At 67.4% G+C, this 26,947-nt stretch carries 17 protein-coding genes; 15 read left to right on the forward strand and 2 right to left on the reverse strand.

The window, feature by feature from the left end:
• Positions 1–119 precede the first annotated feature (119 nt).
• The 4 genes from H6A23_RS00400 to H6A23_RS00415 all read left to right on the forward strand — a co-directional run bounded on the left by H6A23_RS00400 (position 120) and on the right by H6A23_RS00415 (position 8,165).
• The gene (locus tag H6A23_RS00400; RefSeq protein ID WP_204830227.1) at positions 120–581 is read left to right on the forward strand and encodes a hypothetical protein; all 462 of its coding nucleotides are present in this window, start codon (positions 120–122) and stop codon (positions 579–581) included.
• A gap of 86 nt (positions 582–667) precedes the next feature.
• Positions 668–3,106: a glycoside hydrolase family 3 N-terminal domain-containing protein gene (locus H6A23_RS00405; protein ID WP_204830228.1), complete on the forward strand. Its 2,439-nt coding sequence runs from the start codon at positions 668–670 to the stop codon at positions 3,104–3,106.
• Positions 3,107–3,339: 233 nt separating this feature from the next.
• On the forward strand, positions 3,340–6,288 hold the full coding sequence (locus H6A23_RS00410) for a glycoside hydrolase family 3 protein (protein WP_204830229.1): 2,949 nt from the start codon (positions 3,340–3,342) through the stop codon (positions 6,286–6,288).
• A 437-nt stretch (positions 6,289–6,725) separates the two neighbouring features.
• A complete protein-coding gene (locus H6A23_RS00415; RefSeq protein WP_204830230.1) occupies positions 6,726–8,165 on the forward strand; it encodes a family 43 glycosylhydrolase in 1,440 nt (479 codons plus the stop codon).
• 272 nt (positions 8,166–8,437) lie between these two features.
• Here H6A23_RS00415 and H6A23_RS00420 read toward each other — a convergent pair whose 3' ends face one another.
• Positions 8,438–10,105, reverse strand: a complete 1,668-nt coding sequence (locus tag H6A23_RS00420; protein ID WP_204830231.1) for an OPT/YSL family transporter — start codon at positions 10,103–10,105, stop codon at positions 8,438–8,440.
• A 306-nt stretch (positions 10,106–10,411) separates the two neighbouring features.
• Here H6A23_RS00420 and H6A23_RS00425 point away from each other — a divergent pair, with 306 nt between their 5' ends.
• On the forward strand, positions 10,412–11,212 hold the full coding sequence (locus tag H6A23_RS00425) for a type III pantothenate kinase (protein WP_204830232.1): 801 nt from the start codon (positions 10,412–10,414) through the stop codon (positions 11,210–11,212).
• 377 nt (positions 11,213–11,589) lie between these two features.
• On the opposite strand, the gene H6A23_RS00430 is transcribed toward H6A23_RS00425, so the two are convergent.
• Positions 11,590–12,609, reverse strand: a complete 1,020-nt coding sequence (locus H6A23_RS00430) for a serine hydrolase (RefSeq protein WP_204830233.1) — start codon at positions 12,607–12,609, stop codon at positions 11,590–11,592.
• 533 nt (positions 12,610–13,142) lie between these two features.
• Here H6A23_RS00430 and H6A23_RS00435 point away from each other — a divergent pair.
• The 10 genes from H6A23_RS00435 (at position 13,143) to H6A23_RS00480 (ending at position 26,899) form a co-directional block, all read left to right on the forward strand.
• Complete coding sequence (locus H6A23_RS00435) at positions 13,143–13,820, forward strand: TetR/AcrR family transcriptional regulator (RefSeq protein ID WP_204830234.1); 678 nt, start codon at positions 13,143–13,145, stop codon at positions 13,818–13,820.
• A complete protein-coding gene (locus H6A23_RS00440) occupies positions 13,820–18,454 on the forward strand; it encodes a 2-hydroxyacyl-CoA dehydratase (RefSeq protein WP_204830235.1) in 4,635 nt (1,544 codons plus the stop codon). Before H6A23_RS00435 ends, H6A23_RS00440 begins: the two co-directional genes overlap by 1 nt.
• A 103-nt stretch (positions 18,455–18,557) precedes the next feature.
• Positions 18,558–19,379, forward strand: a complete 822-nt coding sequence (locus tag H6A23_RS00445; protein WP_204830236.1) for an HAD family hydrolase — start codon at positions 18,558–18,560, stop codon at positions 19,377–19,379.
• A gap of 275 nt (positions 19,380–19,654) precedes the next feature.
• The gene (gene pepT, locus H6A23_RS00450; protein WP_204830237.1) at positions 19,655–20,908 is read left to right on the forward strand and encodes a peptidase T; all 1,254 of its coding nucleotides are present in this window, start codon (positions 19,655–19,657) and stop codon (positions 20,906–20,908) included.
• A gap of 4 nt (positions 20,909–20,912) precedes the next feature.
• Positions 20,913–21,449, forward strand: a complete 537-nt coding sequence (locus H6A23_RS00455; protein WP_204830238.1) for a hypothetical protein — start codon at positions 20,913–20,915, stop codon at positions 21,447–21,449.
• A gap of 10 nt (positions 21,450–21,459) precedes the next feature.
• A complete protein-coding gene (locus tag H6A23_RS00460) occupies positions 21,460–22,302 on the forward strand; it encodes an HAD family hydrolase (protein ID WP_204830239.1) in 843 nt (280 codons plus the stop codon).
• Positions 22,303–22,347: 45 nt separating this feature from the next.
• Positions 22,348–23,142: an HAD family hydrolase gene (locus tag H6A23_RS00465; protein ID WP_204830240.1), complete on the forward strand. Its 795-nt coding sequence runs from the start codon at positions 22,348–22,350 to the stop codon at positions 23,140–23,142.
• Between the two features lie 3 nt (positions 23,143–23,145).
• Positions 23,146–24,258, forward strand: a complete 1,113-nt coding sequence (locus H6A23_RS00470) for an ABC transporter substrate-binding protein (RefSeq protein ID WP_204830241.1) — start codon at positions 23,146–23,148, stop codon at positions 24,256–24,258.
• A 369-nt stretch (positions 24,259–24,627) separates the two neighbouring features.
• Positions 24,628–26,433: a glycoside hydrolase family 35 protein gene (locus H6A23_RS00475; RefSeq protein ID WP_204830242.1), complete on the forward strand. Its 1,806-nt coding sequence runs from the start codon at positions 24,628–24,630 to the stop codon at positions 26,431–26,433.
• 1 nt (position 26,434) lies between these two features.
• Complete coding sequence (locus H6A23_RS00480; protein WP_204830243.1) at positions 26,435–26,899, forward strand: PTS sugar transporter subunit IIB; 465 nt, start codon at positions 26,435–26,437, stop codon at positions 26,897–26,899.
• Positions 26,900–26,947 lie beyond the last annotated feature (48 nt).

Here is a 26,947-nt window from a genome sequence, read left to right on the forward strand (position 1 = left end):
GCACCTCAGGCCAAAACTGACGCTCGCGAGCAGCGCGGCGTTTGAATGGAGCCAACGCAACGGAAGGACCCTGCGAGGCCTGAGGAGTCCGGCGCGGGGAAGGGAAAGAGGAGGAACCCATGAAGAAGCAGCTTGTTCTTGCCGCGGCGTGCGCGCTCGCGATCTCGATGCCGCTCGTCGGCTGCGGCGGCAACGGTGGCGGCGGCACCGCCAACACCGGCGACGACGCCGCCCAGTCCCAGTCCGGCGGCGACTTCGACGCCGTCGAGGCGTACTACGGCCAGTGGCATGGCTACGTTGAGACCACGGGCGAGTCCGTCTACGGCACCGCCGGCGGCGTCGAGCCCATGCTGGATGTCTATCTGGAGCAGGACGGCTCCTGCTCCGTGGAGCCCACCGAGGCCCACTCCGACCTGCTGACCGACGAGGGTACCTGGGAGGCCACCGAGGGCGAGATTACTCTGCACCTGAGCTCGGGCGACATCGTGATGACGGTCACGAGCGAGGAGAACGCCGAGGCCAACGCCGCCGACTTCGACATCGCCGACTTCGACACCATCCTGTTCGACTTCTACGGCTAATCCGTAACGCATTGCTTTAGGGCGGCGGGGCCGGGACGGCCCGGCCCCGCCGAGGGAAGAGATGGCTCCGACAAAGGGAGACAAGCATGAAGAGCATTTCGCGTAGAGGGTTCTTCGCCGGTACCGCAGTGACGGCTGGCCTGCTCGGCCTGACCGCCTGCGAGGGCACGTCCCAGACTACCGAGGAGCAGCCCACCTCCGGCGGAGGCTACACCGAGACGGAGACCGAGTTCGGCTACACGATTGTCGAGCAGGAGGGTGGCAAGCGCCTGTCCTACTCCAAGGACTCCGGCCTCAAGCTCATCGAGCAGGACGGCTTCGCGTTCAAGGACTTCGAGGGCACGGGCGAGCTGGTCCCCTACGAGGACTGGCGACTCTCGTCCGACGAGCGCGCCGAGGACCTCGCATCCCGCGTCACCATCGACCAGATCTGCGGCCTCATGTGCTTCTCGATGCACCAGCGCATGCTCGAGGACGACAACTCCGTCACCGACGAGCAGAAGGAGTTCCTGGACGGCAACGTCCGCGCCGTCCTGAACGCCATGTCCGGCTACCCCGCGTTCCGCCAGGCCGAGTGGTCCAACGCCATGCAGGCCTACGTCGAGGGCTCCGAGAACAAGATCCCCATCAACTTCTCGTCCGACCCGCGCAATGGCAAGAACTGCGCCGACTGGCCCGGCAACCTCGCCCTCGGCGCGACGTTCGACCCCGAGATCGCCAAGCAGGCCGGCGCCGGCATCGCCTCAGACCTGCGCAAGATGGGCGTCACCATGTTCCTCGGTCCGCAGACCGACATCGCTTCCGACCCGCGCTGGGCGCGCTTCAACGGCACCTTCGGCGAGGACCCGGCCCTCTCCCGCGACATCTGCCGCGCCTTCATCGACGGCCTGCAGTCCACGGTCGACGAGAACGGCGAGGACCAGGGCTGGGGCACCGGCTCGCTCGTCGCCATGGTCAAGCACTGGCCGGCCGAGGGCGCCGGCGAGGGCGGCCGCGAGGGCCACACCGACGGCGGCAAGTTCGCCGTCTACCCGGGCGACAACTTCGACGCGCTCATGATCCCCTTCGTCGACGGCGCCTTCAAGCTCGACGGCAAGACCGGTAGCGCCGGCGCCATCATGACGTCCTACACCATCGCCTACGACGAGGACGAGAAGTACGGCGAGCTCGTGGGCTCCGGCTTCTCCAAGTACAAGGTCCAGGAGCTCCTGCGCGACAAGTACGGCTTCCAGGGCTCCGCGTGCACCGACTGGGCGGTCCTCTACAGCCCCGACGACCCCGATGGCAACCCTTGGACCTGCTGGGGCCTCGAGGGCGCGGAGTGGGATGCCGCAAAGCGCGCCTCCAAGGCCGTCGAGGTCGGCGTCGACCAGATGGGCGGTTGGAACGACCCGTCCGAGCTCATGACCGCCTACGAGGACATGAAGTCCAACCTCGGCGAGGAGCAGGCCGAGGCTAACTTCCGCGCCTCCGCCAAGCGTCTGCTGCTCGGCTACTTTGACACCGGCCTCTTTGACGACCCCTACGTCGATCCGGACGTCGCTCGCTCCGAGGTCGACCGCGCTCCCGACGATGTCACCGCCGCCGCGCTCGACGCCCAGGTCAAGGGCATCGTCATGCTCAAGAACCACGAGGGCGTGATCAAGGCCGCCGAGGGCGACGCCAAGCCCAAGGTCTACGTCCCGATGCGCTACACCGCCGCGGCGAAGTCCTGCTCCGGCATGGGTGCCGTCACCTGGTCCGAGTCTGCCGCCACCGCCGAGCTCCCGCTCCCGCAGGGCACGCTCGAGAACTACTTCGAGGTCGTTACCGACACGCTCGCCGAGACCCTGACCGGCCCGGCCGACGAGGACGGCAACGCCACGCCCGCCGAGGCCGACATCACGCGCCTCACCGCGGCCGACATCGCCGACTGCGACTACGTCGTCGTCTGCGCCGTGGCCCCCGTCAACGCCTCCTCCCGCCGTGGCCAGGGCGAGGATGGCTCCTTCATCCCGCTGTCCGTCCAGTACCGTCCCTACACCGCCGACAACGAGTACGTGCGTCAGACCTCCATTGCCGGCGACATCCTCGAGGACGGCACCAAGGAGAACCGCTCCTACTACGGCAAGACCTCGATGGTCACCAACGAGGCCCAGCTCGACCAGATCCTCCAGGCCGCGTCCGTGGCGCACGAGGCCGGCAAGCCGTGCATCGTGATCCTCGACATCACGCAGCCGATGTGCGTCCACGAGTTCGAGTCCGAGGTCGACGCCATCCTCGTCTCCATGTCCGGCTCCACCGAGGCTGCCTGCCGCATCATCGCCGGCCAGGACGAGCCCTCCGGCCTGCTGCCCATGCAGATGCCCAAGGACATGCTCGACGTCGAGAAGCAGCTCGAGGACGTCCCGAGGGACATGGAGTGCTACACCGACGCCGACGGCAACAAGTACGACTTCGGCTTCGGCCTCAACTACTCCGGCCCCATCAGCGACGAGCGCACCGAGAAGTACTGCGTCGAGCCGCTGACCGCGCCCGAGGCGTAAACACGCGCTGAAGGACCCAAAGGGGCGCGCCGCTGCCATCCTCCCTGGCGCGGCGCGCCCTTCCTCTATCGAGGTTCTTCTCGATACGTTTTCCGGCGTTCTTCTCGCCTGCCGCTCGAAAGCGCGACGTGCGGTTTGCGCCGCCAAAACGACAGGTTGCGGGAAAGGCGAAATACGGCTCGCCCAAACCCGTTGAATGAAGGTATCTGCAACAGAAGGGAAGGGGAGTACCCATGGCTGATGCCAAGAAGCCCAGGAAGAAGATGACCCGCCGCGGGTTCATCGCGAGCGGCGCCACGGCCGCCGGCCTTGTTGGCGTTACGGTTGCTGCCAACGTGGGCACCAACATGTTCAAGTCCGCCATCGACCACTACATCGGCGGCGGCGAGACCACCATCACCAACGCCCCCGGCTCCGAGGACTGGGACACCGCGTACTACGACCAGCAGTACCGCGGCCGTGGCCGTGCCACGGAGGAGGCCAAGAACATCGTCATCGAGATCGAGGGCGAGGGCATCGTCCTTCTCAAGAATGACAACAACGCGCTGCCGCTGGCCTCCGGCGAGTCCGTCTCGCTCATCGGCCGCTACGCCGCCGACCCCGTCTACGGCGGGGCGGGCTCGGGAACCGTCGACCCCAACGACTGCGTTACGCTCTATGACGGCATCGTCAACTCGGGCCTTGCGGTCAACGACACCGCCTACAACTGGATCGCCGAGAACTTCGCCAACTACCCCAAGGCCAACATCACGATGGACAACCCGTCCACCGCGAGCTACTACATCGGCGAGATTCCCTGGTCCGCCTACAGCGACGAGGCCAAGAGCTCCATCGCCGGCACCACGGCCGTCGTGGTCATCGGCCGTGGCGGCGGCGAGGGCGGCGACCTCTCGCGCGACCTCATCGGCGACGTGAACTCCGGCGTCTCCGAGAACTTCACCCCCAACGACGAGACCGCCAACTATGTGGAGGGCCAGCACGAGCTCGAGCTCTCCAAGGAGGAGATCGACCTCCTGACGGCGGTCAAGGAGTCCTGCGACAAGGTCATCGTGCTCTACAACGGCTCCACGCCGATGGAGCTCGGCCCGCTCATGGAGGGCGACCTCGCGGTCGACGCGATCGTCTCCATCGGCTCGCTCGGCGCCTCCGGCGCGGCGGCCGTGGGCCAGGTCCTCACCGGCGCGGTGAACCCGTCCGGCAAGACCACCGACATCTGGGCCGCGGACTTCACCGCCGACCCCACCTTCGGCAACTTCGGCGGCAAGCAGTACACCGACGTCTCCAACTACTACACCACCAACTACACCGGCACCGTCTCCAACGGTACCGCGTACTTCGTGGAGTACAAGGAGGGCATCTACTACGGCTACCGCTTCTACGAGACGGCCGCCGCAGAGGCCGAGGCGGGCAACTACGACTTCGACTACGATTCCGCCGTCGTGTTCCCGTTTGGCTACGGCCTCTCCTACACCACCTTCGAGCAGACGCTTGACTCCTGCGCCGTGAACGGCGACAACGTCGAGGTCTCCGTCACTGTGACCAACACGGGCTCCGTGGCGGGCAAGAGCGTCGTCGAGATCTACTACAGCGCCCCGTACACCGCGGGCGGCATCGAGAAGAGCGCCGTCGTGCTCGGCGCCTTCGGCAAGACCGCGCTGCTCGACCCCGGCGCGTCCGAGACCGTCGACCTCACGTTCCCGGTGCGCCAGATGGCGTCCTGGAGCTCCGACGAGGGTGGTTACGTCCTCGACGCGGGCGATTACGTGATTTCTCTGCGCTCCGACTCCCACACCGTCATCGCCGAGCAGGGCGTCACCCTCGAGGCCGAGACCTACAAGACCGATGACGCCACGGGCAACGAGCTTGCCAACCGCTTCGACGACATGACGACGTACATGAACGACAACTGCGGCGGCACCATGTCCCGCGCGGACTTTGCCGGCACCTGGCCCGAGGCCGCGGCCGACAAGACCGCTGCCGAGTGCGGCATCACGCTCGAGGAGTACGACTACACGCAGCACCTTGGCGACGAGGCGATGCCCACCACCGGCGCCAACAACGGCGTCTCCCTCATCGACCTGCGCGGCAAGGCGTATGACGACGAGATGTGGGACCAGCTGCTCGACCAGCTCACCGTGGACGACATGACCACGATGCTCAACGACTGCGCCTACAACACGCCCGCCATCGCGCACATCGGCAAGCCCGCCACCTCCGAGCCCGACGGCCCGGCCGGCTTCACCTCGCTCACCGGCTCCACCGGTAACTGCGCGTACTGCTCCGAGTTCATCATGGCTCAGACCTGGAACACCGAGCTCATGTACCGCACCGGCCAGATGATTGGCCAGGAGGCCCTGGCGTCCGGCTACAACGGCTGGTATGCGCCGGCCATGAACACGCACCGGTCGCCCTTTGCCGGCCGCAACTTCGAGTACTACTCCGAGGATCCGCTGCTCGCCGGCAAGATGGGCGCCGCGGTGGTCTCTGGCGCCGCGAGCAACGGCGTCTACGCCATGATCAAGCACTACGCCCTCAACGACCAGGAGTCCTACCGCGTCCAGCACCTCTGCACGTGGGCCACGGAGCAGACCGCGCGCGAGATCTACCTGCGCCCGTTCGAGCTCACCATCAAGGAGTCCAAGGCCGAGATGAAGTACATCGCCGACGACCAGGGCACCGTCGAGACCGTCGAGATGCCGGGCTGCACGGCCATGATGAGCTCCTTCAACTACGTGGGCACCCAGTGGGCCGGCGGCTCTCACGCCCTCTGCACCGAGATCCCGCGCGGCGAGTGGGGCTTCACGGGCTGCATCATCACGGACTTCAACCTCTACGGCTACATGGACAAGAACTGGGGCCTCGACGGTGGCACCGACCTGCACCTGACCTACGCCGCCATGACGCCCGCGTTCCAGGGCACCGGCGAGGCCTCCGTCGTGGCGCGCCTGCGCGAGGCGTCCCACCGCGTGCTCTACACCGTGGTGAACTCCAACGCCATGCAGGGCATGGCCCCCGGCTCCACCATCACCACCTCGCCCTCGCCGTGGCAGTACGGCGTCTGGGGCGGCTCGGCGGTGCTGCTCGCCGGCGCGGCCGCGCTCGGCGTGCGCTGCTACCTCGGCGCCAAGCGCAACAAGGAGATCGAGGCCGAGGAGGCCGCCGAGAAGGCGGGCAAGAAGTAGCCCGCGCGATCGTCTGACCTGAGCCCTTCCCTCCCCGACGGGGCCGGCCCTTCCCCGGGCCGGCCCCGTCATCCTGTGGGGTCGGGGGCGCGGGCGCGTGCGGGCGCGCGGGCGTGCGGGCGGAAATGTCGCCACGGCCCCGCAGAGGATCCGAGCGGGCGGTTTGCGACACTTCCTCAGTGGGGAATGTCGCCACGGCCCCGCACAGATTATCTGCGGGGGTCTGGCGACGCTTTGGATGCGGGCAGGCGGAGTGTCGTCGCGCCTCCGTGCGAGCCGCCCGTGGGGGTCTGGCGACACTTTGGCGCGTGAGAGTGTCGCAAACCACCCGCTTGCTGACTCTGCGGGGGTGCCGCGACGCTCTGGATGGGCGTGGTGCGGCGGCACGTGCGGGTTCTTCTCGCTATCATGGGCTGCGGGCGAAGGGGGGGGGATCCATGAGAGGCCAGGCGCTCAACCCGTATCTTCCCGAGTGGGAGTACGTGCCGGACGGCGAGCCGCATGTCTTTGACGGCCGCGTCTACGTGTACGGGTCGCACGACCGCTTTGGTGCGCCGATGTTTTGCGTGGAGGACTACGTCTGCTGGTCCGCGCCCGTGGACGACCTCTCTGACTGGCGCTGCGAGGGCGTGATCTATCGTCGATCGCAGGACCCGCGAAATCGCCTGGGGCTGCGACTGCTCTTTGCGCCCGACGTGGCCCGCGGGCCGGACGGGCGCTACTACCTCTTCTACGCCTTCGACTTCATGAGCGTGATCGGTGTGGCCGTCTGCGACGAGCCGGCGGGGCGCTACGAGTTCTATGGTCACGTGAGCTGGCCGGACGGCACGCCGTACGGGCGGCGTGCGGGGGACGGGATGGCCTTTGACCCGGGCGTGCTCGTGGACGATGACGGGTGCGTGTGGCTGTACTCGGGCTTTCGCACCCATGTCCCGGCGGCTGTGACGGGCGGCGTGCGCACGCGCAGCGAGGGTGGCTATCTGGTGGGGCTGGAGCCCGACATGCTGACGGTGCGCGGCGAGCAGCGGCTGGTGTTTCCGACGGAGGGCCCGGGCTCCTTTGCCGGCCACGGCTTCTTTGAGGCGAGCTCCATCCGCAAGTACGACGGCCGCTACGTCTTTGTGTACAGCTCGGTGCACAACCACGAGCTCTGCTATGCGGTGAGCGACCGGCCGGACGGTGGATTTGTCTTTGGCGGCACGCTCGTCTCTCTGGGAGACGTGGGCCTGCCCGGGCGTCCGGACGAGGCACATGCCGTCAACTACCTGGGCAACACCCACGGCGGGCTCCTACGCCTGGGGGACGCCTACTACGTCTTCTATCACCGCCAGACCAACCGCAGCTCCTATGCGCGCCAGGCCTGCGCCGAGCGACTGCGCGGCAACCCGCGGGACGGCTTTGCCCAGGCCGAGGTGACGAGCTGCGGCCTCAACGGAGGGCCGCTTGCGGGGCGAGGGGCCTATCCGGCGAGAATTGCGTGCAACCTCTGGTCCGCCTCTGGTGCCGGGCGCGTGGACGGCCGCGGGGCGCGCCGGCGCCTGGCGCGGCACCCGTACTTCACGCAGGAGGGCTCGGGGCGTGCGGCGCGGCAGTATGTGGCCAACCTGCGAGCGGGGGCGGTCGTGGGCTTCAAGTACTTTGACCTTGCAAAGACCACGAGACTCTCCGTGGTGGCGCGCGGCCGCGGGGAGGGGCGCCTCGTCGCGGCGACGGACGAGGCCGGCGCGGACGTCATTGGGTACGTTGACCTGCGGGGCGTTGGCCGTGCGTGGGAAAGCTTCTCCGGGGTGGTCGCGCCGCGCGGGTCACGAGAGGCACTCTTCCTCACGGTGGAGGGCGACCTGCGGGTTGACCTGCTGGAGATTGCGCTTGCGTAGGGCCCGGCGCGCGCTGGGCGCGGCCTGCCGCCTGCGACTGCTTAGCAAACGGGAGTCGTTGCGGGATTTCCTGGGGAGCGCGTTAGAGACGGGCGGTCGTTGCGGGTCCCGCGTCGACATCGGTTAGAAAACGGCGGTCGTTGCAGGCGGCTTGTGCGTGCCGAGGTTCTTCTCGGCCAGCCCGCCTGCAACGACCGCCCATCTCTAACATGTGAGGGGAGAAATCCCGCAACGACCCCAAATGTCTAAGCGCGGCGTGGATGCGGGGCCTGCTAGCCCGTGAGGCCCCCTACCACCGAGAGGAGTGCAATCACCACGCCCACGATGGACTCGCCGCCCAGCACGCCGGAGGCCACGACCACGCCCTTCTCCTCGCTGTCCGCTATGCCGCGCGCCGCGCAGACGCGCTCGTAGACCCACCTGACGCCCGCGCCGAGCGCCGCGGTGAGGGACATATAGAACGGCAGGTACACGCCGAGGCCAAACATCATGGCAGGAAGCCCCGCCCAGTAGAGCGCCACGCCGCCGAGAAGGCCGATCACAAACCCCGGGACGCTCGGGATGCCCGAGACCATCGTCGCCACCACGCTCGCCTGCGCGGAGACGAACATCTGCCCGGAGCCAAACGCGCCCGGCCCGTAGGCGGCGAACAGCGTGCAGAGCACCGCCACGGCAACCACGGTGCCCAGCAGCGCGCCGATGGCCTGGCCCCCCCACATGGCGCGCGGGCTCGTGCCGATGATGGCGCCGGTCTTGAAGTCGCTCATGACGTCGCCGGCAAGGCCGCACGCCACGGCCACCACGCCGGCCACGTAGAAGAGCTGAACCTGGCTCGCGTCAGAGAACGCCGCCACGGCCAGAAGCACGATGAGGCCGAAGATTTCCATCGGGTCGATGCCGGTCTGGCCCACGGACTGCGCGCTCATGATCGTGGTCACAAAGGCGAGAAGAACCACGGACACGGCCACGAGCGGCCCCAGCCCAAGGCCGATGCACACGAGCAGCGCGGCGGCGGCCACCATGAGGGCAAGCACGCCGAAGTCGAGCCCGGTGCGGCGGCCCTCCGCGCCGTCCTTCTCGCTGCCCGCGCCGCTGGCGAACGCGTCGCGCCCGCGCAGCAGCCTCGCTGCGTGCGGGAGGATGTCCTTCAGCACCACGCCCACGCCGGAGCCCATCATGAGGCCCATGCCCAGGCTGGAGACGATGCCCTGGGCCGTCGCCACGTCCCAGAGGCCCGCGGCGCTCCCACCCACGATGATGCCGAAGTTGCCCACGAGCGCGCCGAGGAACCAGAACGCCACGGCAAAGCCGCCCACGAGAAAGCCCACGGAGAGCATCTGCGGGGAGTTGTAGATGGCAAAGCTCACGCCGGGGATGGGTAGCTGCGCCACGAGCGAGGGCATCCAGCCCAGGGCGTCGCGCGCGATGCACCAGAGACCCGCGAGGCCCATGGAGCCAAAGAGCCGCTTGCCCGTGACGCCGCCCGTCTTGGTGGCCATGAGGGTCTCGGCCGCGGCGGTGCCGATGGGGTACTCGAGGTCGGACTCATCGACGAAGCGTCGGCGGATCGCGGCCGTGCACACGAGGCCCAGCAGCGTGCCGGCCAGCGCCACGACGAGCATCTCGGCCCAGCTGACCTCGTCGGCAAGGCCGAGCATCCAGATGCCGGGGATGGTGAAGGCCAGGCCTCCGGCCACCATGGAGCCGGCCGACATCACGATCTGCGTGACGTTGGCCTCGTTGAGGCTCCGGTGCCCAAAGGCCCGCAGCAGGAACAGCGCAACGATGGAGGTGAAGATGGTCGGCCACGGCAGCGCGCCCATCTTGAGGGCGGTGTAGACCGAGGACGCCGTGATGATGACGCAGCCAAGACACCCGATGGCAATGCCCACGGGGCTCAGCTGCCCGCGCCACGAGGCGCGCGAGCTGCTCTGGCTCATGTGTTCTCCTTCGAATATCCGCTCCCCCTCATGGGGAGTCGGGTTTCTGAGACCGCACCAGTATGGCAGAAGCTGGCATGCGGCGGCGGATGGGGATGACGTAAAATCGAAGGTGGTTGACGGTTGCCGCTCTGTCCAAAGCGAGCAGGTCTAACGACGAACATGAGTTGGGTCGCTAGCCTAGCGGACGAGCGACCCGCTTCACTCATATCCGGCGCGACCCAGCCTACCCAAGCGGGCCTCGTCATCCACAGTATGCCCATTTCGACCCCTTCCGCGGTGCTGGGGGCTTCTTTTGGAGGACGCATGGCGCAGAACGAGAAGAGTGCAGGCGAGAAAAACCTGCTGGCGGTTGATGTGGGCAACACCCGCACGCGGCTCGGACTCTTCTCGGGCAGCGAGCTCGTGGGGACGTGGGAGCTCACCACGCATGAGCGGCTCACGGCGGACGAGGCGCGCATGCAGCTTGCGCAGGTGCTCGCCCTGATGGGGGAGCGGCTTCCCGATGACGCCATCCTCGCCTGTGTGGTGCCCATGCTGACCGACGTCTGGCGTCGCGCGCTCGCCGCGAGCTGTCCCGGCCGTACATATGTGGTGGGGCCCGGGCTCAAGACGGGCCTCAAGATGCGCTACGACGATCCCTCCGAGGTGGGCGCCGACCGCGTGGCCGACGTCGTGGCGGCGCGGGCGGACTACGGTGCGCCTGCGGTGGTCGTTGACCTGGGCACCACGACGAACTTCGAGGTCCTGGACGCGGACGGGGCGTTTGCGGGCGGCATCATCGCTCCGGGTCTGGCCCTAGGCGCCCGCTCGCTCTCTGAGGCGGCGGCGCGCCTGCCCATGATCGAGCTGCGCGCCCCAACGTCCGTCATCGGGCGCAACACGCGCTCCGCGATGCAGTCCGGCGTGGTGCTCGGCGAGGTCGCGCGCATCGACGGCCTGCTCGATGCCGTGATGCGCGAGCTTGGCGTGGATGCCCCCGTCATCATGACCGGCGATGGTGCGGAGGCGATGGCGGCCCTCCTGCGTCACGAGGTCACGGTCGACGACACACTCACCCTGCGTGGCCTCCACCACATCTGGCTTGCCAACCGGCCCAGAAGATAGCGCTTCCTAGGCGACCCCTAGGGCCGGCGCGGTCGGGGCGCGGGCGATCTTGCGCAATCGGGCCGTTGGTGCGAAAATCTCGAAGCCCTCTGCGCAATCAGCGCCTTGGTGCGAAGCCTTTCTGGCTTCTTCTGAGTAGGCGGCTCAACGCCAACAGGCATTTTGCTGCTCATGGGCGTAATTCGGCGTCCAAAAGAGGGGGAGGGGCGAGAAAAGGCTTCGCACCAAGGCGCTGATTGCGCATGATGCGGCGCGCCTTTCGCACCAACGGCCTGATTGCGCGGAAACCCGGCGCCGGGAGCTGCGGACGATGTCGTAGGCGCCGCGCAGATGGCTGCCGACGCCAACGAGTGGACGGTGCTCGCGCCTGCCCGAGGCTACGGGAGCAGCGACGCCTCGGAACCGCCGCACATGGTGCCGTGGGCCATGTTGAGCGCGTCGACGAGCGGGTAGAGCCCGTCGAGGTAGGCGCTCATGTCGGTCATGACCACCATTACGTACGGCCCGCAGTCAGAGAAGACGATGCCGGCGTCGTTGGTGGCGGCGATGTCGTTCTCGTCATCGGGATACCAGCCGGGCTTGCTCCACACCTCAAAGCCCGCGCCCTCGCGCAGGAGGTTGCCCATCGGCGTGTAGTTGGTCCGCGCAAGATATCCGGCAAGCTCGGCGCCGCCCGCCTCCCCGGAGGTGCCAAAGCGGTAGATCTCCTGCCAGACGGAGCAGAGCTCGTGGGCGGAGATGTCGGGATAGTAATAGTAGTAGCCGTCCCCGCTTGCCCCGGGGGCGCCGTGCGCGGCGAGCCAGTCGCCAAAGGCCCGCAGGCCAAACGCGTCGAGCAGCGCATGGTAGGCGTCGTTGGAGGAGTTGGTGAGGCAGTCCTCCATCGTTGCCGCCATGCCCGCCGACCCGCCGTTGTTCTCGCAGACCATCGCGCAGTACGCGGCCTTGATGCTGCTTGCGGGATAGAGCCGCTCGTCCGCGTTGCACCAGATGCCGTTGCCGGTGGTGAGGTCCACGAGGGCAAACGCCACGGTCAGGCCCTGGTTGCGCAGGTTGAAGACCTCCTCCTCCACGCGCTGGAACGCCGGTGTGGCGAGAAAGCCGTCGGGTGCGGTAGCGGTGATGCCGGACTCCGAGGTTGTGGTGACCACGGGCGCGGAAAGGTCGAGGGAGTGCGTTGGCTCGGGCTCCGGCTCGGGTTCGGGCTCCGGCTCTGGTTCCGGCTCCGGCTCGGGTTCTGGCTCGGGGGCGGGTTCGTCCAGCACGACCTCCGCAGCGGCGTCCGTTTCGGAGACGTCCTCTGCCACGGCGTCGTCCTTCTCGCCGCCCGCGCATCCGGCAAGAAGGACGAGCGCAAGCAGCGTCGCCGCGGCCCCTTTGGCGAGCGAGCTCGTCATGTCTGCCTCCCGGTCATGAGTTTTCGTATGGGACACATTATCGCAGGCCGTGAGGGAGGGGAGGGCGTGAGTGGCGGTTCTTGCTCGAGGGGATGCTTAGAAAATCTCGATCGTTGCAGTTGTGTGGCGCGGGCTTGTTAGGAAGTCGGGCTCGTTGCAGGCCGGGGCCGCGACCCGTTTAGAGAAATGCGCTCGTTGCAGTGGCCGTGGCGTTTCGGGGTGAATCTTGGGCCGTCTGACCGCTCAGGTGCCGCCCGTTTCTAGCCCACACACCCCGCTGACCTGCAACGCTCCCGACTTCCTAACCCGCGCGGACCGCCGGTCTCCAACGCCCGTCCGTTTCTAATCCGCTCCTACCGCCTCCGTGCAACAGCCCCGATTCTCTAACCCGCAAGCGCGCGCCCGCCAAGGCGAGAAGGGCCGGCGAGGCGTCCCGCCCACCGTGGAGATGCTGTGGCCCGCCGGGTGCCGCAGCGTTACTGCACAGGTTGTGCAATACTACGCACGCTGTGAAATAACGTCGAAGGGACCGCATGCAGGAGTGCGTTCTCAGCACCGACCGCAGGAGCGTCCGCACGCGGCGCGCCCTGCGCCAGGCCCTTGCCAAGGAGATCTCCGCCACGGGCGACCTCTCCCGCGTCACCGTGACCGCGGTGACCGAGCGCGCCGGCGTCACGCGCCGCACGTTTTACTCCCACTTCCGGGACATCCCTGACCTCGTCACGCAGATCGAGGACGAGACGCTCGCGGAGTTCCGCGCGCCGCTCGCGCGCATCGCCGCCTGCCACCTCAACGACCTGCGCGCCGCCCTTGACCGCGGCGAGCCCGCGCCCGGCGCGGAGGAGCTGCTCGCCTGCGTGCGCGAGCGCGGCGACTACCTGCGCCCGCTCCTCGGCAACGGGGGAGACCCGGCCTTCGCCGAGCGCATCAAGGCGCTCGCGTACGAGGTCGTCGGCGCGCGCGCCCGCGATGGGCTCGACCTGCGCGCGCTCGGCCCGCTCTTTGACTACTACCTCACGTTCTGCATCTCCGCCGAGGTCGGCGTGCTGCTGCGCTGGCTCGAGGGCGGCATGCGCGAGAGCGTGCCCACGATGGCCCGCCTCATGACCGCGCTCATGTTCGTGCGCCCCGGCGACCTCTATGACAACCCCATCGACCTCGACATCCCGAGCTTCGCCCTGGCCGTCATGTGCTCCAAGGAGGACAACTAATGAGTAAGACCGCCTCTTCCATCCAGGCCGAGAAGGCCGCCCGCCGCCCGCTCGCCCTCAAGCAGGACGGCGCCGAGCTCTCGCCGGCCAATCCCGCCGACTTCTCTCACGCGCACCTGCGCCTGGGCATCGACGTGGGCTCCACCACGGTGAAGCTTGCCGTCATCGATGACAACGACAACCTGGTCTACGCCAACTACGAGCGCCACCACACGGACATCCGCGCCACGGCAAAGGAGCTCTTCGCCCGCGCGCGCAAGGTGATCGGTGCGGCGCCCATGCGCGTCTCCATCACGGGCTCCGGCGGCATGCTGCTCGCCAACTGGCTGGGCCTGGAGTTTGTCCAGGAGGTCATCGCCTCCAAGCGCGCCGTGGAGACGCTCATCCCCCAGACCGACTGCGCCATCGAGCTGGGCGGCGAGGACGCCAAGATCATCTACTTTGACAACGGCATCGAGCAGCGCATGAACGGCACCTGCGCCGGCGGCACGGGCGCCTTCATCGACCAGATGGCGAGCCTGCTCCACACGGACGCCTCCGGCCTCAACGAGCTCGCCAAGGACGCCACGCAGATCCACCCCATCGCGTCCCGCTGCGGCGTCTTCGCCAAGTCCGACGTCCAGCCGCTGCTGAACGAGGGCGCCAAGCCGGCCGACATCGCGGCCTCCATCTTCCAGGCCGTGGCCAACCAGACGGTCTCGGGCCTGGCGTGTGGCCACCCCATCCGCGGCCACGTGGCGTTTCTCGGCGGCCCGCTCCAGTACCTCTCGGAGCTCCGCAAGCGCTTCTACCTCACGCTCAACCTCGACGAAGAGCACATCATCGTGCCCGAGAACGCCCACCTCTTCGTGGCCACGGGCGCGGCCCTTGCCGGCGAGTCCGAGAAGTACGTGACCTTCGACGAGGTCATCCGGCTGCTCGAGAACCTCAAGGACACCCAGGGCTCCGAGGTCGCGCGCCTCGAGCCGCTCTTCGAGAGTGAGAAGGACTACGAGGAGTTCAAGGAGCGCCACGACAAGCAGGTGGTCCCCAAGGGCGACCTGGCCACCTATCAGGGCCGTGTGTTCATCGGCATCGACGCCGGGTCCACCACGATGAAGTGCGCCGTGGTGGGCGAGGGCGGGGAGCTCCTCTACACCTGGTACGGCAACAACAACGGCGACGTGCTCGGCACCGCGCGCCACATCATGGACGGCATCTACGACCTGCTGCCCGCGGGCTGCACGATCGGCCACGTGACCACCACCGGCTACGGCGAGCAGATCCTCATCGAGGCCCTGCGCGCCGACTCCGGCGAGATCGAGACCGTGGCGCACCTGCGCGGCGCCAAGGCCTTTGTCCCGGACGTGCAGTTCATCCTGGACATTGGCGGCCAGGACATGAAGTGCCTGCAGGTCAAGGACGGCGTCATCGAGCACATCATGCTCAACGAGGCGTGCTCCTCGGGCTGCGGCTCCTTCATCGAGAGCTTCGCCGTGTCCATGAACATGACCGTGCAGGAGTTCGCGCAGGCGGCCACGCGCGCCAAGAGCCCGGTTGACCTGGGCAGCCGCTGCACCGTCTTCATGAACTCCCGCGTCAAGCAGGCGCAGAAGGAGGGCGCGACCATCGGCGACGTGGCCGCGGGCCTGTCCTACTCCGTCATCAAGAACGCCCTCTTCAAGGTCATCAAGCTGCGCGACTTCGATGAGATCGGCCAGTGGTGCGTGGTCCAGGGCGGCACCTTCATGTCCGACGCCACCCTGCGCGCCTTCGAGAAGCTGACCGGCCGTGACGTCATCCGCCCGGACATCGCGGGCTGCATGGGCGCCTACGGCGCCGCCCTTCTCGCCCGCGACCGCGCCGGCGCCATGGGCACCTCCACGATCCTCTCGCGCGAGGACATCGACAACCTCAAGGTCAAGCACACCAACGTCCACTGCGGCCGCTGCTCCAACAACTGCCTGCTCACGATCAACGACTTCGGCGGCGGCCGTCGCTTCATCACGGGCAACCGCTGCGAGAAGGGCGCGGGCGGCTCCAAGGCCAAGAAGAACGACGCCCCCAACCTCTTCGACTTCAAGAACAAGCTGCTCTTCGACCGTCCGGTGCTGGATCCCGAGGAGGCCCCGCGCGGCACGGTGGGCATCCCGCGAGCGCTCAACATGTACGAGAACTACCCGTTCTGGCACGCGTTCTTCACCAAGCTCGGCTTCTCGGTGGTGCTCTCCGACCAGACCTCGGCCAAGACCTATGACGCGGGCATCGAGTCCATGCCCTCCGAGTCCGTGTGCTACCCGGCCAAGCTCTCCCACGGCCACATCATGAACCTCATCGAGAAGGACCCGGACTTCATCTGGATGCCCTGCATCCGCTGGGAGCGCCAGGAGGACGACGGCGCCACTAACCACTACAACTGCCCGATCGTCATGAGCTACCCCCAGGCGCTGGGCCTGAACGTCGACGAGCTCGGCCAGGGCTCCAAGATCGAGTACCTCTCGCCGTTCATCCCGTATGACAAGAAGAAGGAGCTCAAGCGCCGCCTCTACGAGCTCGTCTCCGAGCAGCGCGAGAAGGACGCGGCGGAGGGCCGCGGCCGCGTGCGCGGCGAGCACATCACGCGCGCCGAGATCGACGAGGCCGTGAACTACGCGTGGGAGGCTGACCTCGAGTTCAAGGACGCCATGCACCGCGCCGGCGACGAGGCCCTGCGCTGGATCGAGGAGCACGACGCGCACGGCATCGTGCTCGCCGGCCGCCCCTACCACAACGACCCCGAGATCAACCACGCCATCCCCGAGCTCGTGCACTCCTTCGGCTTTGCCGTGCTCACCGAGGACTCCGTCGCCCACAAGATGAAGCCCGAGCGCCCCATCCGCGTGATCGACCAGTGGATGTTCCACAGCCGCCTCTACCGTGCGGCGCGCTTCGTGGCGTCCCGCAACGACCTCGACCTCATTCAGCTCTTCTCGTTTGGCTGCGGCCTCGACGCCCTCACCACCGACCAGGTCCAGGAGATCCTCGAGGCCTCCGGCAAGATCTACACCGTCCTCAAGATCGACCAGGTCTCCAACCTGGGCGCCGCCCGCATCCGCATCCGCTCCCTCATGGCCGCCCTCACCGAGCAGCGCGAGGAGCTGCGCCGCGCTGCCAGCCAGGGCAAGGTCCGCGAGGTGGAGCCCGTGGGCGTCCGCCGCGCCGACGGCTCGCTCGAGCGCGCCCGCAAGACGCAGGAGGGTCGCGTGCCGGTCTACCGCGAGGCCGCGAGCGCTGCGTTCGAGAAGGTCCGTTACACCGAGGACATGCAGAAGGCCGGCTACACCATCCTCGTCCCGCAGATGGCGCCGATCCACTTTGACCTGATCGAGGAGCTCTTCAAGAGCTCGGGCTACAACGTGGTGCTGCTGCCCTCGGTTGACCAGGGTGCCGTGGAGGCGGGCCTCAAGTACGTCAACAACGACATCTGCTATCCCTCGATTCTGGTCACGGGCCAGATCATGGAGGCGGTGCTCTCCGGCAAGTACGACCTCTCGCGCCTGGCCGTGATCATCACGCAGACGGGCGGCGGCTGCCGCGCCACCAACTACATCGCGCTCATCCGCAAGGCCCTCAAGGACTCCGGCCACCCCGAGATTCCGGTGATCAGCCTCACCGCCGCCTCCGGCCTGGACGAGAACAACCCCGGCTTCGACGTCCTCAAGAAGCCCGGCCTGCTCATGAAGGCCGTGAACGCCCTGCTCTATGGCGACCTCATCATGCAGCTGCTCTACCGCGTGCGCCCCTACGAGGCCGAGCCCGGCTCCGCAGACGCGCTCTACGACCGCATGATGGCCGAGGCCAAGGGCGTCATCGTGGCGGGCGGCTCCAAGCGCTTCTATGACCTCTGCCAGCGCACGGTGGACGCCTTCGAGGCGCTGCCGCTCGTGAATGACCGCTCCAAGCCGCGCGTGGGCGTGGTCGGCGAGATCCTGGTCAAGTTCCACCCCACGGCCAACAACCAGGTGGTCAAGGTCATCGAGCAGGAGGGCTGCGAGGCCAACGTGCCGGGGCTCGTGGACTTCTTCCTCTTTGGCATGACCAACGCCATCAACACCAACGCCGAGCTCGGCACCAAGGCAACGAGCCGCCTCACGCATATGGCGGGCATCAAGCTCATCGAGGGCCTCCGTGAGCCCATCAACAAGATGCTCAGAAAGACTACGCGCTTCCAGCCCTACCCGGATATCTTCGAGCTCGCCGCCAAGGCCGAGCAGGTGCTCTCCCTGTGCAACACGATGGGCGAGGGCTGGCTGCTCACGGCCGAGATGTGCGACCTGATCGAGACCGGCACGCCCAACATCGTGTGCTGCTCGCCGTTTGCGTGCCTGCCCAACCACGTGGTGGGCAAGTCCGTCATCAAGCGCCTGCGCCAGATGCACCCCGAGAGCAACATCGTGGCCGTCGACTACGACCCCGGTGCCTCCGAGGTGAACCAGCTCAACCGCATCAAGCTCATGATCTCCGTGGCCAAGGAGAACTTCCGCAACAACCGCGGCGGCGGCTTCAAGCTGGAGAACCCCGCCGACCCCACGATCGGCGAGGACTACGGGATTCCGCTCACCGCCGAGCAGCGCGCCCGCCTGGCCGACATCAAGGCCCGTGCCAGCGTCGACTAGCGTTGACTAAGACTAGCGTTGACTGACGTGACACGGGGACGGAGCGGTGACAACCCCTCCGTCCCCGTGTCACAATGGATGTGTTCGGGGGAGGGGAGATGCGATGGCGGCCCGGCTGGTGTTCATAGATCTTGACGACACGTTTGTCTCGCCGGACAAGACTATCACGGCGGACAACCTGCGCTCCCTCGACCTCGCACTTGAGCGCGGCGCGGGCATCGTGCCCTGCACGGGGAGGAGCGCCGACGGAATCCCGGCAGAGCTCGCCTCCCACCCAAGCGTGCGCTATGCCGTCTGCGGGGGCGGCGCGCTCATCTATGACCTGCGCGCGGACGAGGTCCTGCACGAGCTTCCCATCGAGAAGGACCTGGTGCTCGACCTCTATGCCGCGGTGCGCGACCTGCCCGTCACCTTTGACGTGCTCGCCGACGGTGTCCCGCGCACTACCTGCGACCGCTGGCCCCTGCTCGACCGCATTGCCGTCAGCGAGCCTACCCGTCAGCAGGTGAAGGCCGTGCGTGTCCCCTATGACGGGACGGTCGAGGAGCTCGTTGCGGGCGCCGGGAGCGTCGGGCGCGTCAACATCTTCTACCTCACCGAGAAGGACCGTCAGGCTGTGTGGGACGCCGTCGACGCGCGGCCGGCGCTCTGCCGCTCCTCGTCGCTTCCCTGCAACGTCGAGGTCACGCGCGCCGACGCCACCAAGGGGACGGCGCTTCTCTGGCTCTGCGAGCGCCTGGGCATCTCGCCCGAGGACACGGTGGCCTTTGGCGACTCCACCAACGACGTCCCCATGCTGCTGGCCGCCGGTGATGGCGTGGCCATGGCCAACGCCTGCCCGGAGTGCCTCGCGGCGGCTGACCACGTGACGTCGTCCTGCGCCGAGTCCGGCGTGGCGCGCTACCTGGAGCGGCTCTGGGGGTAGGGATGCCCTCCGGGTGCGTACCAAATTCATGAATTGATGTTCTTCTCGTTGCTGCCTCTACCTGCTGATTCTTTCTGAGGGGCAACGTCTTTGGAGGCCGATGCGTGTACGTATCCGGAGGAGGCGTGTACGTATCCGTCCTGACAAAGGTGACCGGGTCGTTTGTCATGAAAATCATGACAAACGACCCGGTCACCTTTGTCAGGACGGTCGCCATTGTCGGGACGCGTGCGCTAGACTAGCAGGCGAGAAAAACGCGACCTCGGAGGTGCCCCGTGTCAGACGTGCTCGAGCGGTTCTTGCGCTACGTTCAGGTGGACTCCCAGTCCGATCCGGCCAACATGGACGTCACCCCATCCACGCCGCGCCAGCACGACATGGCGCGCGTCCTGGCGGACGACCTCAGGGCGATTGGCTGCGTGGACGTGACGGCCGACGAGTACGCCTACGTCACGGGCACCCTGCCCGCCTCCGCCGGCGCCGAGGCGGCGCCCGCCCTCATGCTCTGCGCGCACGTGGACTCCTCGCCGGACGCGCCGGCCGCGGGCGTCAAGCCGCACGTCGTGCGCTACGAGGGCGGCCCGCTCGTCGCGGGCGTCGTCGACGGCGAGCCGGTCCAGACCACGCCCGAGCAGGTGCCCGACCTCGCGCACCTCAAGGGCCAGGACATCGTCTGCTCGGACGGCACCACGCTGCTCTCGGCGGACGACAAGGCGGGCGTGGCCGAGATCATGGCCCTTCTCGCCCGCCTGGCGGCCCACCCCGAGCTCCCGCACCCCGCCATCAAGGCGGCCTTCGTGCCGGACGAGGAAATCGGCCACGGTGCCGCGCTGCTCGACCTCGAGGCGCTCGGTGCCCGCTGGGGCTACACCGTCGACGGCGAGACCCTCGGCGAGCTCAACTTCGAGTGCTTCTCGGCGAGCGAGGCCACGGTCCGCGTGCGCGGCGTGATGGTCCATCCGGGCAGCGCCAAGAACGTCATGGTGAACGCCATCACCGTGGCGGCCGAGTATCAGCGGATGATCCCGGCGGCGGAGCGCCCCGAGCACACGGAGGGGCGCGAGGGCTACTACCACCCCACGGACATCGAGGGCACCGCCTCCGAGGTCACGCTCACCTACATCCTGCGCGACTTCGACGCCGAGGACTTCGCGCGGCGCGAGAAGACCATGCATGACGTGGCGGACTTCCTCAACGCCCGCTACGGCGAGGGCACCGTCACCGTGAGCATCCGCGAGCAGTACCGCAACATGGCCGAGAAGTTCGGCCCCGAGGACCGCTGCCTCGTGGACTTTGCCCTTGCCGCCAACCGCGAGGTCGGGATCGAGCCCGTGGTGGTGCCCGCGCGCGGCGGCACCGACGGCGCGCAGCTCACCTTCCGGGGGCTGCCCTGCCCCAACATCGCGACGGGCGGCTACAACGCGCACTCGGTGCGCGAGTTCATCCCCGTGAGCAGCCTCGAGGTGACGGTTGACCTGCTCGAGCGCCTCGTTGCCAAGTTCGCCGCGCCCGCCGGGGCGGGGGAGTAGCGGGATGTGGATCGCCCTTCTCGTGATGGTGGCCGTGGCGGTGCCGCTTGCCTCGATCGCGCTCATGCGGCTTGGCAGCGTGCGCATCACGGAGCGCCATCACAGCCGACATGACACCTACGTCATCCCCGTGGCGTTCACGAGGTCGCTCGTGCTCATGATGGCCTTCATGGGCGTGATGGGGCTCTTCCTGGGCTGGCTCTGCACCTCGAGCGTGTTTGTGGCCGACCCGCCCGAGGTCCTTGCGTTCTTCGACGCGTTCATCGTGACCGCGTTTCTGATCTGGCTCGTGCTCTCCCGCTACAAGGTCTCGACCTTCGAGGGCCATATGGTCGTCACCCCCTTCGCGGGGCATGACGTCGAGGTGCGCTACGACGAGATCGAGCGCATGGAGTGGGTGGGCTTCCGCAAGGCGTCCGGCTACCGCGACCTCGACGTGTGGGCCGGCGGCATGCGTGTGGTGCGCCTGAGCGCGCTTGTGGACCTCGAGCAGATTCTCATGAGCATCGACCGCTTCGACGCGCTCCCGAGCGCTTCCTAGGAGGTATCGCGTGATCAAGCTCGTCCTCTCCGACATGGACAACACCCTCGTCCCCCTTGGTGCCCGCACCGCGAGCCCGCGCACCGTCGAGGCCATCCACGAGGTGCTCGACGCCGGCGTGCGCTTTGGCCCGGCCACCGGGCGCGACTACGTGGAGCTGATGCGCTTCTTCAACATGGACGAGACCTGCTTCATGTCCGGCATCTTCTCCAACGGCAAGCGCGTCCGCGTGGACGGGGAGTACGTCCGCACCGTGACCTTCGACCACGACGTGCTCGTGCGCATCGACGAGGTCCTGCGCCCCGAACAGGGCATGTTCCTCATCTGCTACCCCGCCGAGACCAACCTCCTGAACCCCGCCTACGGGGTGGGCACCACCTCCGAGGAGCTTGCCTTCTTCGAGGGGCTGACGAGCTTCAACGGCGGCGTGGTGGACGAGGTCCCCGACGAGCCCTTCATCGCGGCCACCATCGCCTGCAAGGGCGCGCCCGAGCGCATGGAGCGCTGCCGCGCGCTCATCACCGAGGCGGTGCCGGAGGTCGACATCGTCTCGCCCATCCCGCAGTGGTTTGACGTGCTGCCCAAGGGCGTCTCCAAGGCCGACGGCCTCGAGGTTCTTCTTGACGCGCTGCACATCACGCCCGACGAGGTGGCCGTCTTTGGCGACGCCGAGAACGACCTTGCCATCCTGGGCAAGGTGCGCCACTCCGTCGCCGTGGCAAACGCCACCGAGGAGGTGCTGCGCTGCGCCAACTATCGCGTGGGGGCGAGCGCCGACGAGGGCGTGGCCGACGCGCTCTTTGAGGTTGCCCGCGCCGCCCGCGCCGGAGAGATGCCCGCGTTTCTCTCATGACAAAGGTGCCCGGGGCGTTTGTCAGGTTTTTCAGGAAGGGGTCACATGATCAAGCTCATCGCGTCAGACATGGACGGCACCCTGCTCGATGACGACTCGAAGGTCCCCGAGGAGACCTACGAGCTCGTCTCCGCGCTCGCGGACAAGGGCGTGCGCTTTGTGGCGAGCTCCGGCCGCCGCTACGACACGCTGCGGTGGCTCTTCGAGCCCGTTGCGGACCGGATGGACTACGTGGCCTCGCTCGGCACGCAGGTCTATGCGGACGGTCGGCTGCTCGACCGCGAGGTCTTCTCCACGCTCTCGGTGATGCGCCTCTTTGAGACCACGCAGCTCTTTGACTGCCTGCACCTCGCGCTCTACGACGCCACGCACACCTACCTGCTCAACGACCAGAGCGCCTACCTGCGCGAGCTGGACAAGGACCTCCCCAACGCCGAGCGTGTCTTCGACCCGCCCTCGCCGGACGTGAGCATCATCAAGGCGGCGCTGTGCTGCGAGTACCCAGACCAGCTCATGGACATGGCCTACGTGCTCGAGCGGGAGCTCTCCGAGTGGTTCACCTTCCTGCCGAGCGGCTCGCGCTGGATCGACGTGGTGCCGCGCCACGTGAACAAGGCCACAGGCCTCGAGCAGGTCATGCGCTACTGGGGAATCAGCCCCGACGAGGTGGTGGCCTTTGGCGACTCCATGAACGACTACGCGATGCTGCGCTACGTGGGGCACCCCTACGTGATGGAGAACGCGCGCTACGCCGTGCGCCAGATCGGCCAGCGCGTCATCGGGCGCAACTCCGACCATGCGGTCCAGCGCGTCATGCGCGAGATCTTGGAGGGGCTGTAGGGCGTGGCGCACGCGCTGACGAGAAGGGCGCTCCTCGGCACGGCCGCGCTCGGCGCCGCCTGCGCGGCGGCGGGGCTTTCCGGGTGCGCCGCCGGCGACGACGGGGCCGTGAGCTCCGAGCCCGCCGCCACGAACCCGCTCGCGGGCAAGCTCGGCGGCAAGCTCGTGCTCAGGACCTCGTGCCCGGAGGCGCTCATCAACGCCGCGCTCCCCGCCTTCATGGAGAAGACGGGCGTGGCGGTGCGCATCGTGCCCTGCGCGGACGCCGAGCTGCTCTCCTGGTACGGGAGCGGCTCGGCGGAAGGCACGGGTGACCCCCTCGAGCCTGCCCCCGACGTGGTGTGGGGCGCGGACCCGAGCTGGTACGTTGGGTCGGAGGGCCGCCTCGAGGAGTACATCTCGGGCGAGAACGGCGTCATGCGGGAGGGCTGCCGGAGCGTTGGCGGGCGCATCACGCCCGTGACGCGCGACGTCGCCGTGATCGCGGTGGATGAGGGCGCGGCGGGAGACCTCGACGTCACGGGCTACGAGGCGCTGCTCGACGAGCGCGCGGCCGGCCTCGTGGCGATGGAGGACCCGTCCGCGAGCGCGCGGGGGCTCGCGCACCTGGCGGGCGTTGTCTCAGGCCTCTCCGTACGCGGCGCGGACGCGCCGCGGGAGTGCGTGGGAGGTCTGCTCGCGGGCGGCGCGCTCGTCGTGCGCGAGGACGCGCTCGACGTCTTGGGGCGAGAAGAACGTGCCGTTGCGCTCACGTCCGAGCAGCGCGCCATGCAGGCGCTCCTCCTCGAGCCGCCCGCTCCCGAGCCCGTCTATCCTGCGGAGGGGCCGTGCGTGACCTGCGTCTGCACGGCCATTGTGGCCGGCTGCGCCAACCTCCGGCAGGCGCGCGCCTGGGTTGACTTTGTGACGGGGAGGGAGTGCCAGGAGCGGCTTGCAGCAGACGCGCTCGCGCGGCCGGCGCGCTCCGACGTGGCAGATCCCGAGGGCCTGCCCGACGTGGGGGACCCGGTCGTCCCTGACCGCGCGGCACTTCTCGCCACGTGGGCGAGCGTCCTTGACGGGACGTGGTCGCCGAGCACCGAGGGCGAGGGCGCCTCGGGTGCGGACGCATCATAGGCCGTTTCCGGCGCCGCCCTGGGCGGGTTTTCCGGTCCCCGATGCAGCACGCAAATCACATTACACGACATGATATCGATTTCAGAGTGGTCTTATCAAACTAAGACCAGCAGGCAACTGATAGAGTTGTTACTACCAGTTTATGAGCAGGTTAGAGGCCATAAACGAGCGTTTCTGGGCGGTAACGGACATATTTACCTGCGTAAACCCCGGATTACCGTTTAGCGGCAAAAACCTACCACTCAAAGCGTTCTCCACATTTCCGCGATAACTATGAGGAGAACGTGTATCATGGCTACCGTGACCGCATGCCGCCAAATCGTTGGCAACAAGTTCGGTCTTTCATATTGTCGGGCGTGAGGGAGCGGAATGCATACCTTTGAGGTGAAGAAGGAGTTCCTACTCGACGGAGAGCCGTTCAGGATTCTCTCCGGCTCGATTCACTACTTCCGGGTGCATCCCACAGACTGGCGCCACTCCCTCTACAACCTCAAGGCGATGGGCTTCAACACCGTCGAGACCTACGTGCCGTGGAACCTCCACGAGCCGCGCCCCGGGGAGTTCGACTTCGAGGGCATCTGCGACCTCGCGCGCTTCCTCGACGAGGCGGCGGAGCTCGGCCTGTGGATCATCGTGCGCCCGAGCCCGTTCATCTGCGCGGAGTGGGAGTGGGGCGGCCTGCCCGCGTGGCTGCTCGCCGACCGCTCCATGCGCCCGCGCTCGCGCGACCCGCGCTTCCTCGAGCGCGTGGCCTCCTACTACGACGCGCTCATGCCCATCCTCACCGAGCGCCAGGTCACGCGCGGCGGCAACATCATCATGATGCAGGTGGAGAACGAGTACGGATCCTACGGCGAGGACAAGACCTACCTGCGCGCCATCCGCGACCTCATGACCTCCCGCGGCGTGGACGTGCCCCTCTGCACCTCGGACGGACCGTGGCGCGGGTGCCTGCGCGCCGGCACGCTCATCGATGACGGCGTGCTCGCCACCGGTAACTTTGGCTCTCGCGCCGGCGAGAACTTCGCCCAGCTCAAGGCCTTCCACGAGGAGCACGGCAAGGACTGGCCCCTCATGTGCATGGAGTTCTGGGACGGCTGGTTCAACCGCTGGGGCGAGAACGTCATCACGCGCGACGCCCAGGACCTGGCGGACTCCGTGCGCGAGCTGCTGGAGCTCGGCGGGTCGATCAACCTCTACATGTTCCACGGCGGCACCAACTTTGGCTTCATGAACGGCTGCTCCGCCCGCCACACGCACGACCTGCACCAGGTCACTTCCTATGATTACGACGCCCCCCTGAACGAGGAGGGCAACCCCACCGAGAAGTGGTACAAGCTGCGCGACGTGGTGCGCGACCTCTTCCCGGACAACTGGACTGCCGATCCGCTGGTCAAGGCCGCCGTTGACGTTCCGGCCGAGAAAATCGAGCTCACGGGCCGCGCCGGCCTCTTCGAGAACCTCGACAACCTCGACGCGAGCCCGGTGAGTTCGCTCTACCCGCAGACGATGGAGGACCTGGGCCAGTCCTACGGCTACGTCCTCTACCGCACGCAGATCGAGCGCGACACCTCGGAGCCCGAGCGCATCCGCGTGGTGGACGGCCGCGACCGCGCGCAGGTCTACGTGAACGGCTCGCTCGTGGCCACGCAGTACCAGGAGCACATCGGCGAGGACATCCGCCATGCGCTCCCCGAGAAGGACAACCAGCTCGACGTCCTCGTGGAGAACATGGGCCGCGTGAACTACGGCCACAAGTTCCTTGCCGACACGCAGCGCAAGGGCATCCGCACCGGCGTCTGCGTGGACCTGCACTTCGTCCTGGGCTGGGAGCAGTATCGCCTGCCCCTCGAGGACGTCTCCGGGATCGACTACTCTGCCGGCTGGGCCGAGGGGACGCCGTCCTTCTCGCGCTTCGAGTTCACGCTCGACGAGCCGGCCGACACCTATATAGACACTACGGGCTTTGGCAAGGGCGTCGCTTTTGTCAACGGGACGAACGTGGGAAGGTACTGGGAGATCGGACCCATTGCCACGCTCTACGTGCCCCATGGCATGACGCGCGCCGGCGTCAACGAGCTCGTGCTGTTTGAGACCGAGGGGACGGTGAGCGACTCCATCTCCCTGCGCTCCACACCCCTCATCAGCCACCTCGAGAAAGAAGGAGTTGAGTAGCATGATCGTTGGAGCACGTGTCGACTTCCGCCTGATTCACGGCCAGGTTGGCAACCTCTGGGCGAACGCCCGCCAGGTCAGCCGCTTCATGGTCGTCGACGATCAGGTGTCCGAGGATGCCGTTCAGAAGCAGGTCCTGCGCATGGCCACCCCGGCCACCTGCAAGCTCTCCGTCCTGCCCGTCGAGAAGGCCGCGGCCAACATTCTCGCAGGCAAGTACGACGCACAGCGTCTGTTCATCGTCGTCAAGAAGCCCGAGGTCTACGTCAAGCTTGCCAAGGCCGGCGTGAAGTTCGATGAGATCATCCTCGGCAACATCACCTCGATGAACATCGCCAAGAGCTACAACCGCAACCTCAACTGCGGCCAGGATGACGTCGACGCCCTCACCGAGCTGAGCTCGATGGGCATCCCGATGGTCATCCAGCTGACCCCGCAGAACAACCCGGAGCCCTTCAAGCTCTAGGGACCCAGCTTGGCGCTAAGCGGTGAGGGGAGATGCACCGCGAAGACA

Origin of the sequence: Olsenella uli, from assembly GCF_016900775.1 — a bacterium.
Classification (GTDB): domain Bacteria; phylum Actinomycetota; class Coriobacteriia; order Coriobacteriales; family Atopobiaceae; genus Thermophilibacter; species Thermophilibacter uli_A.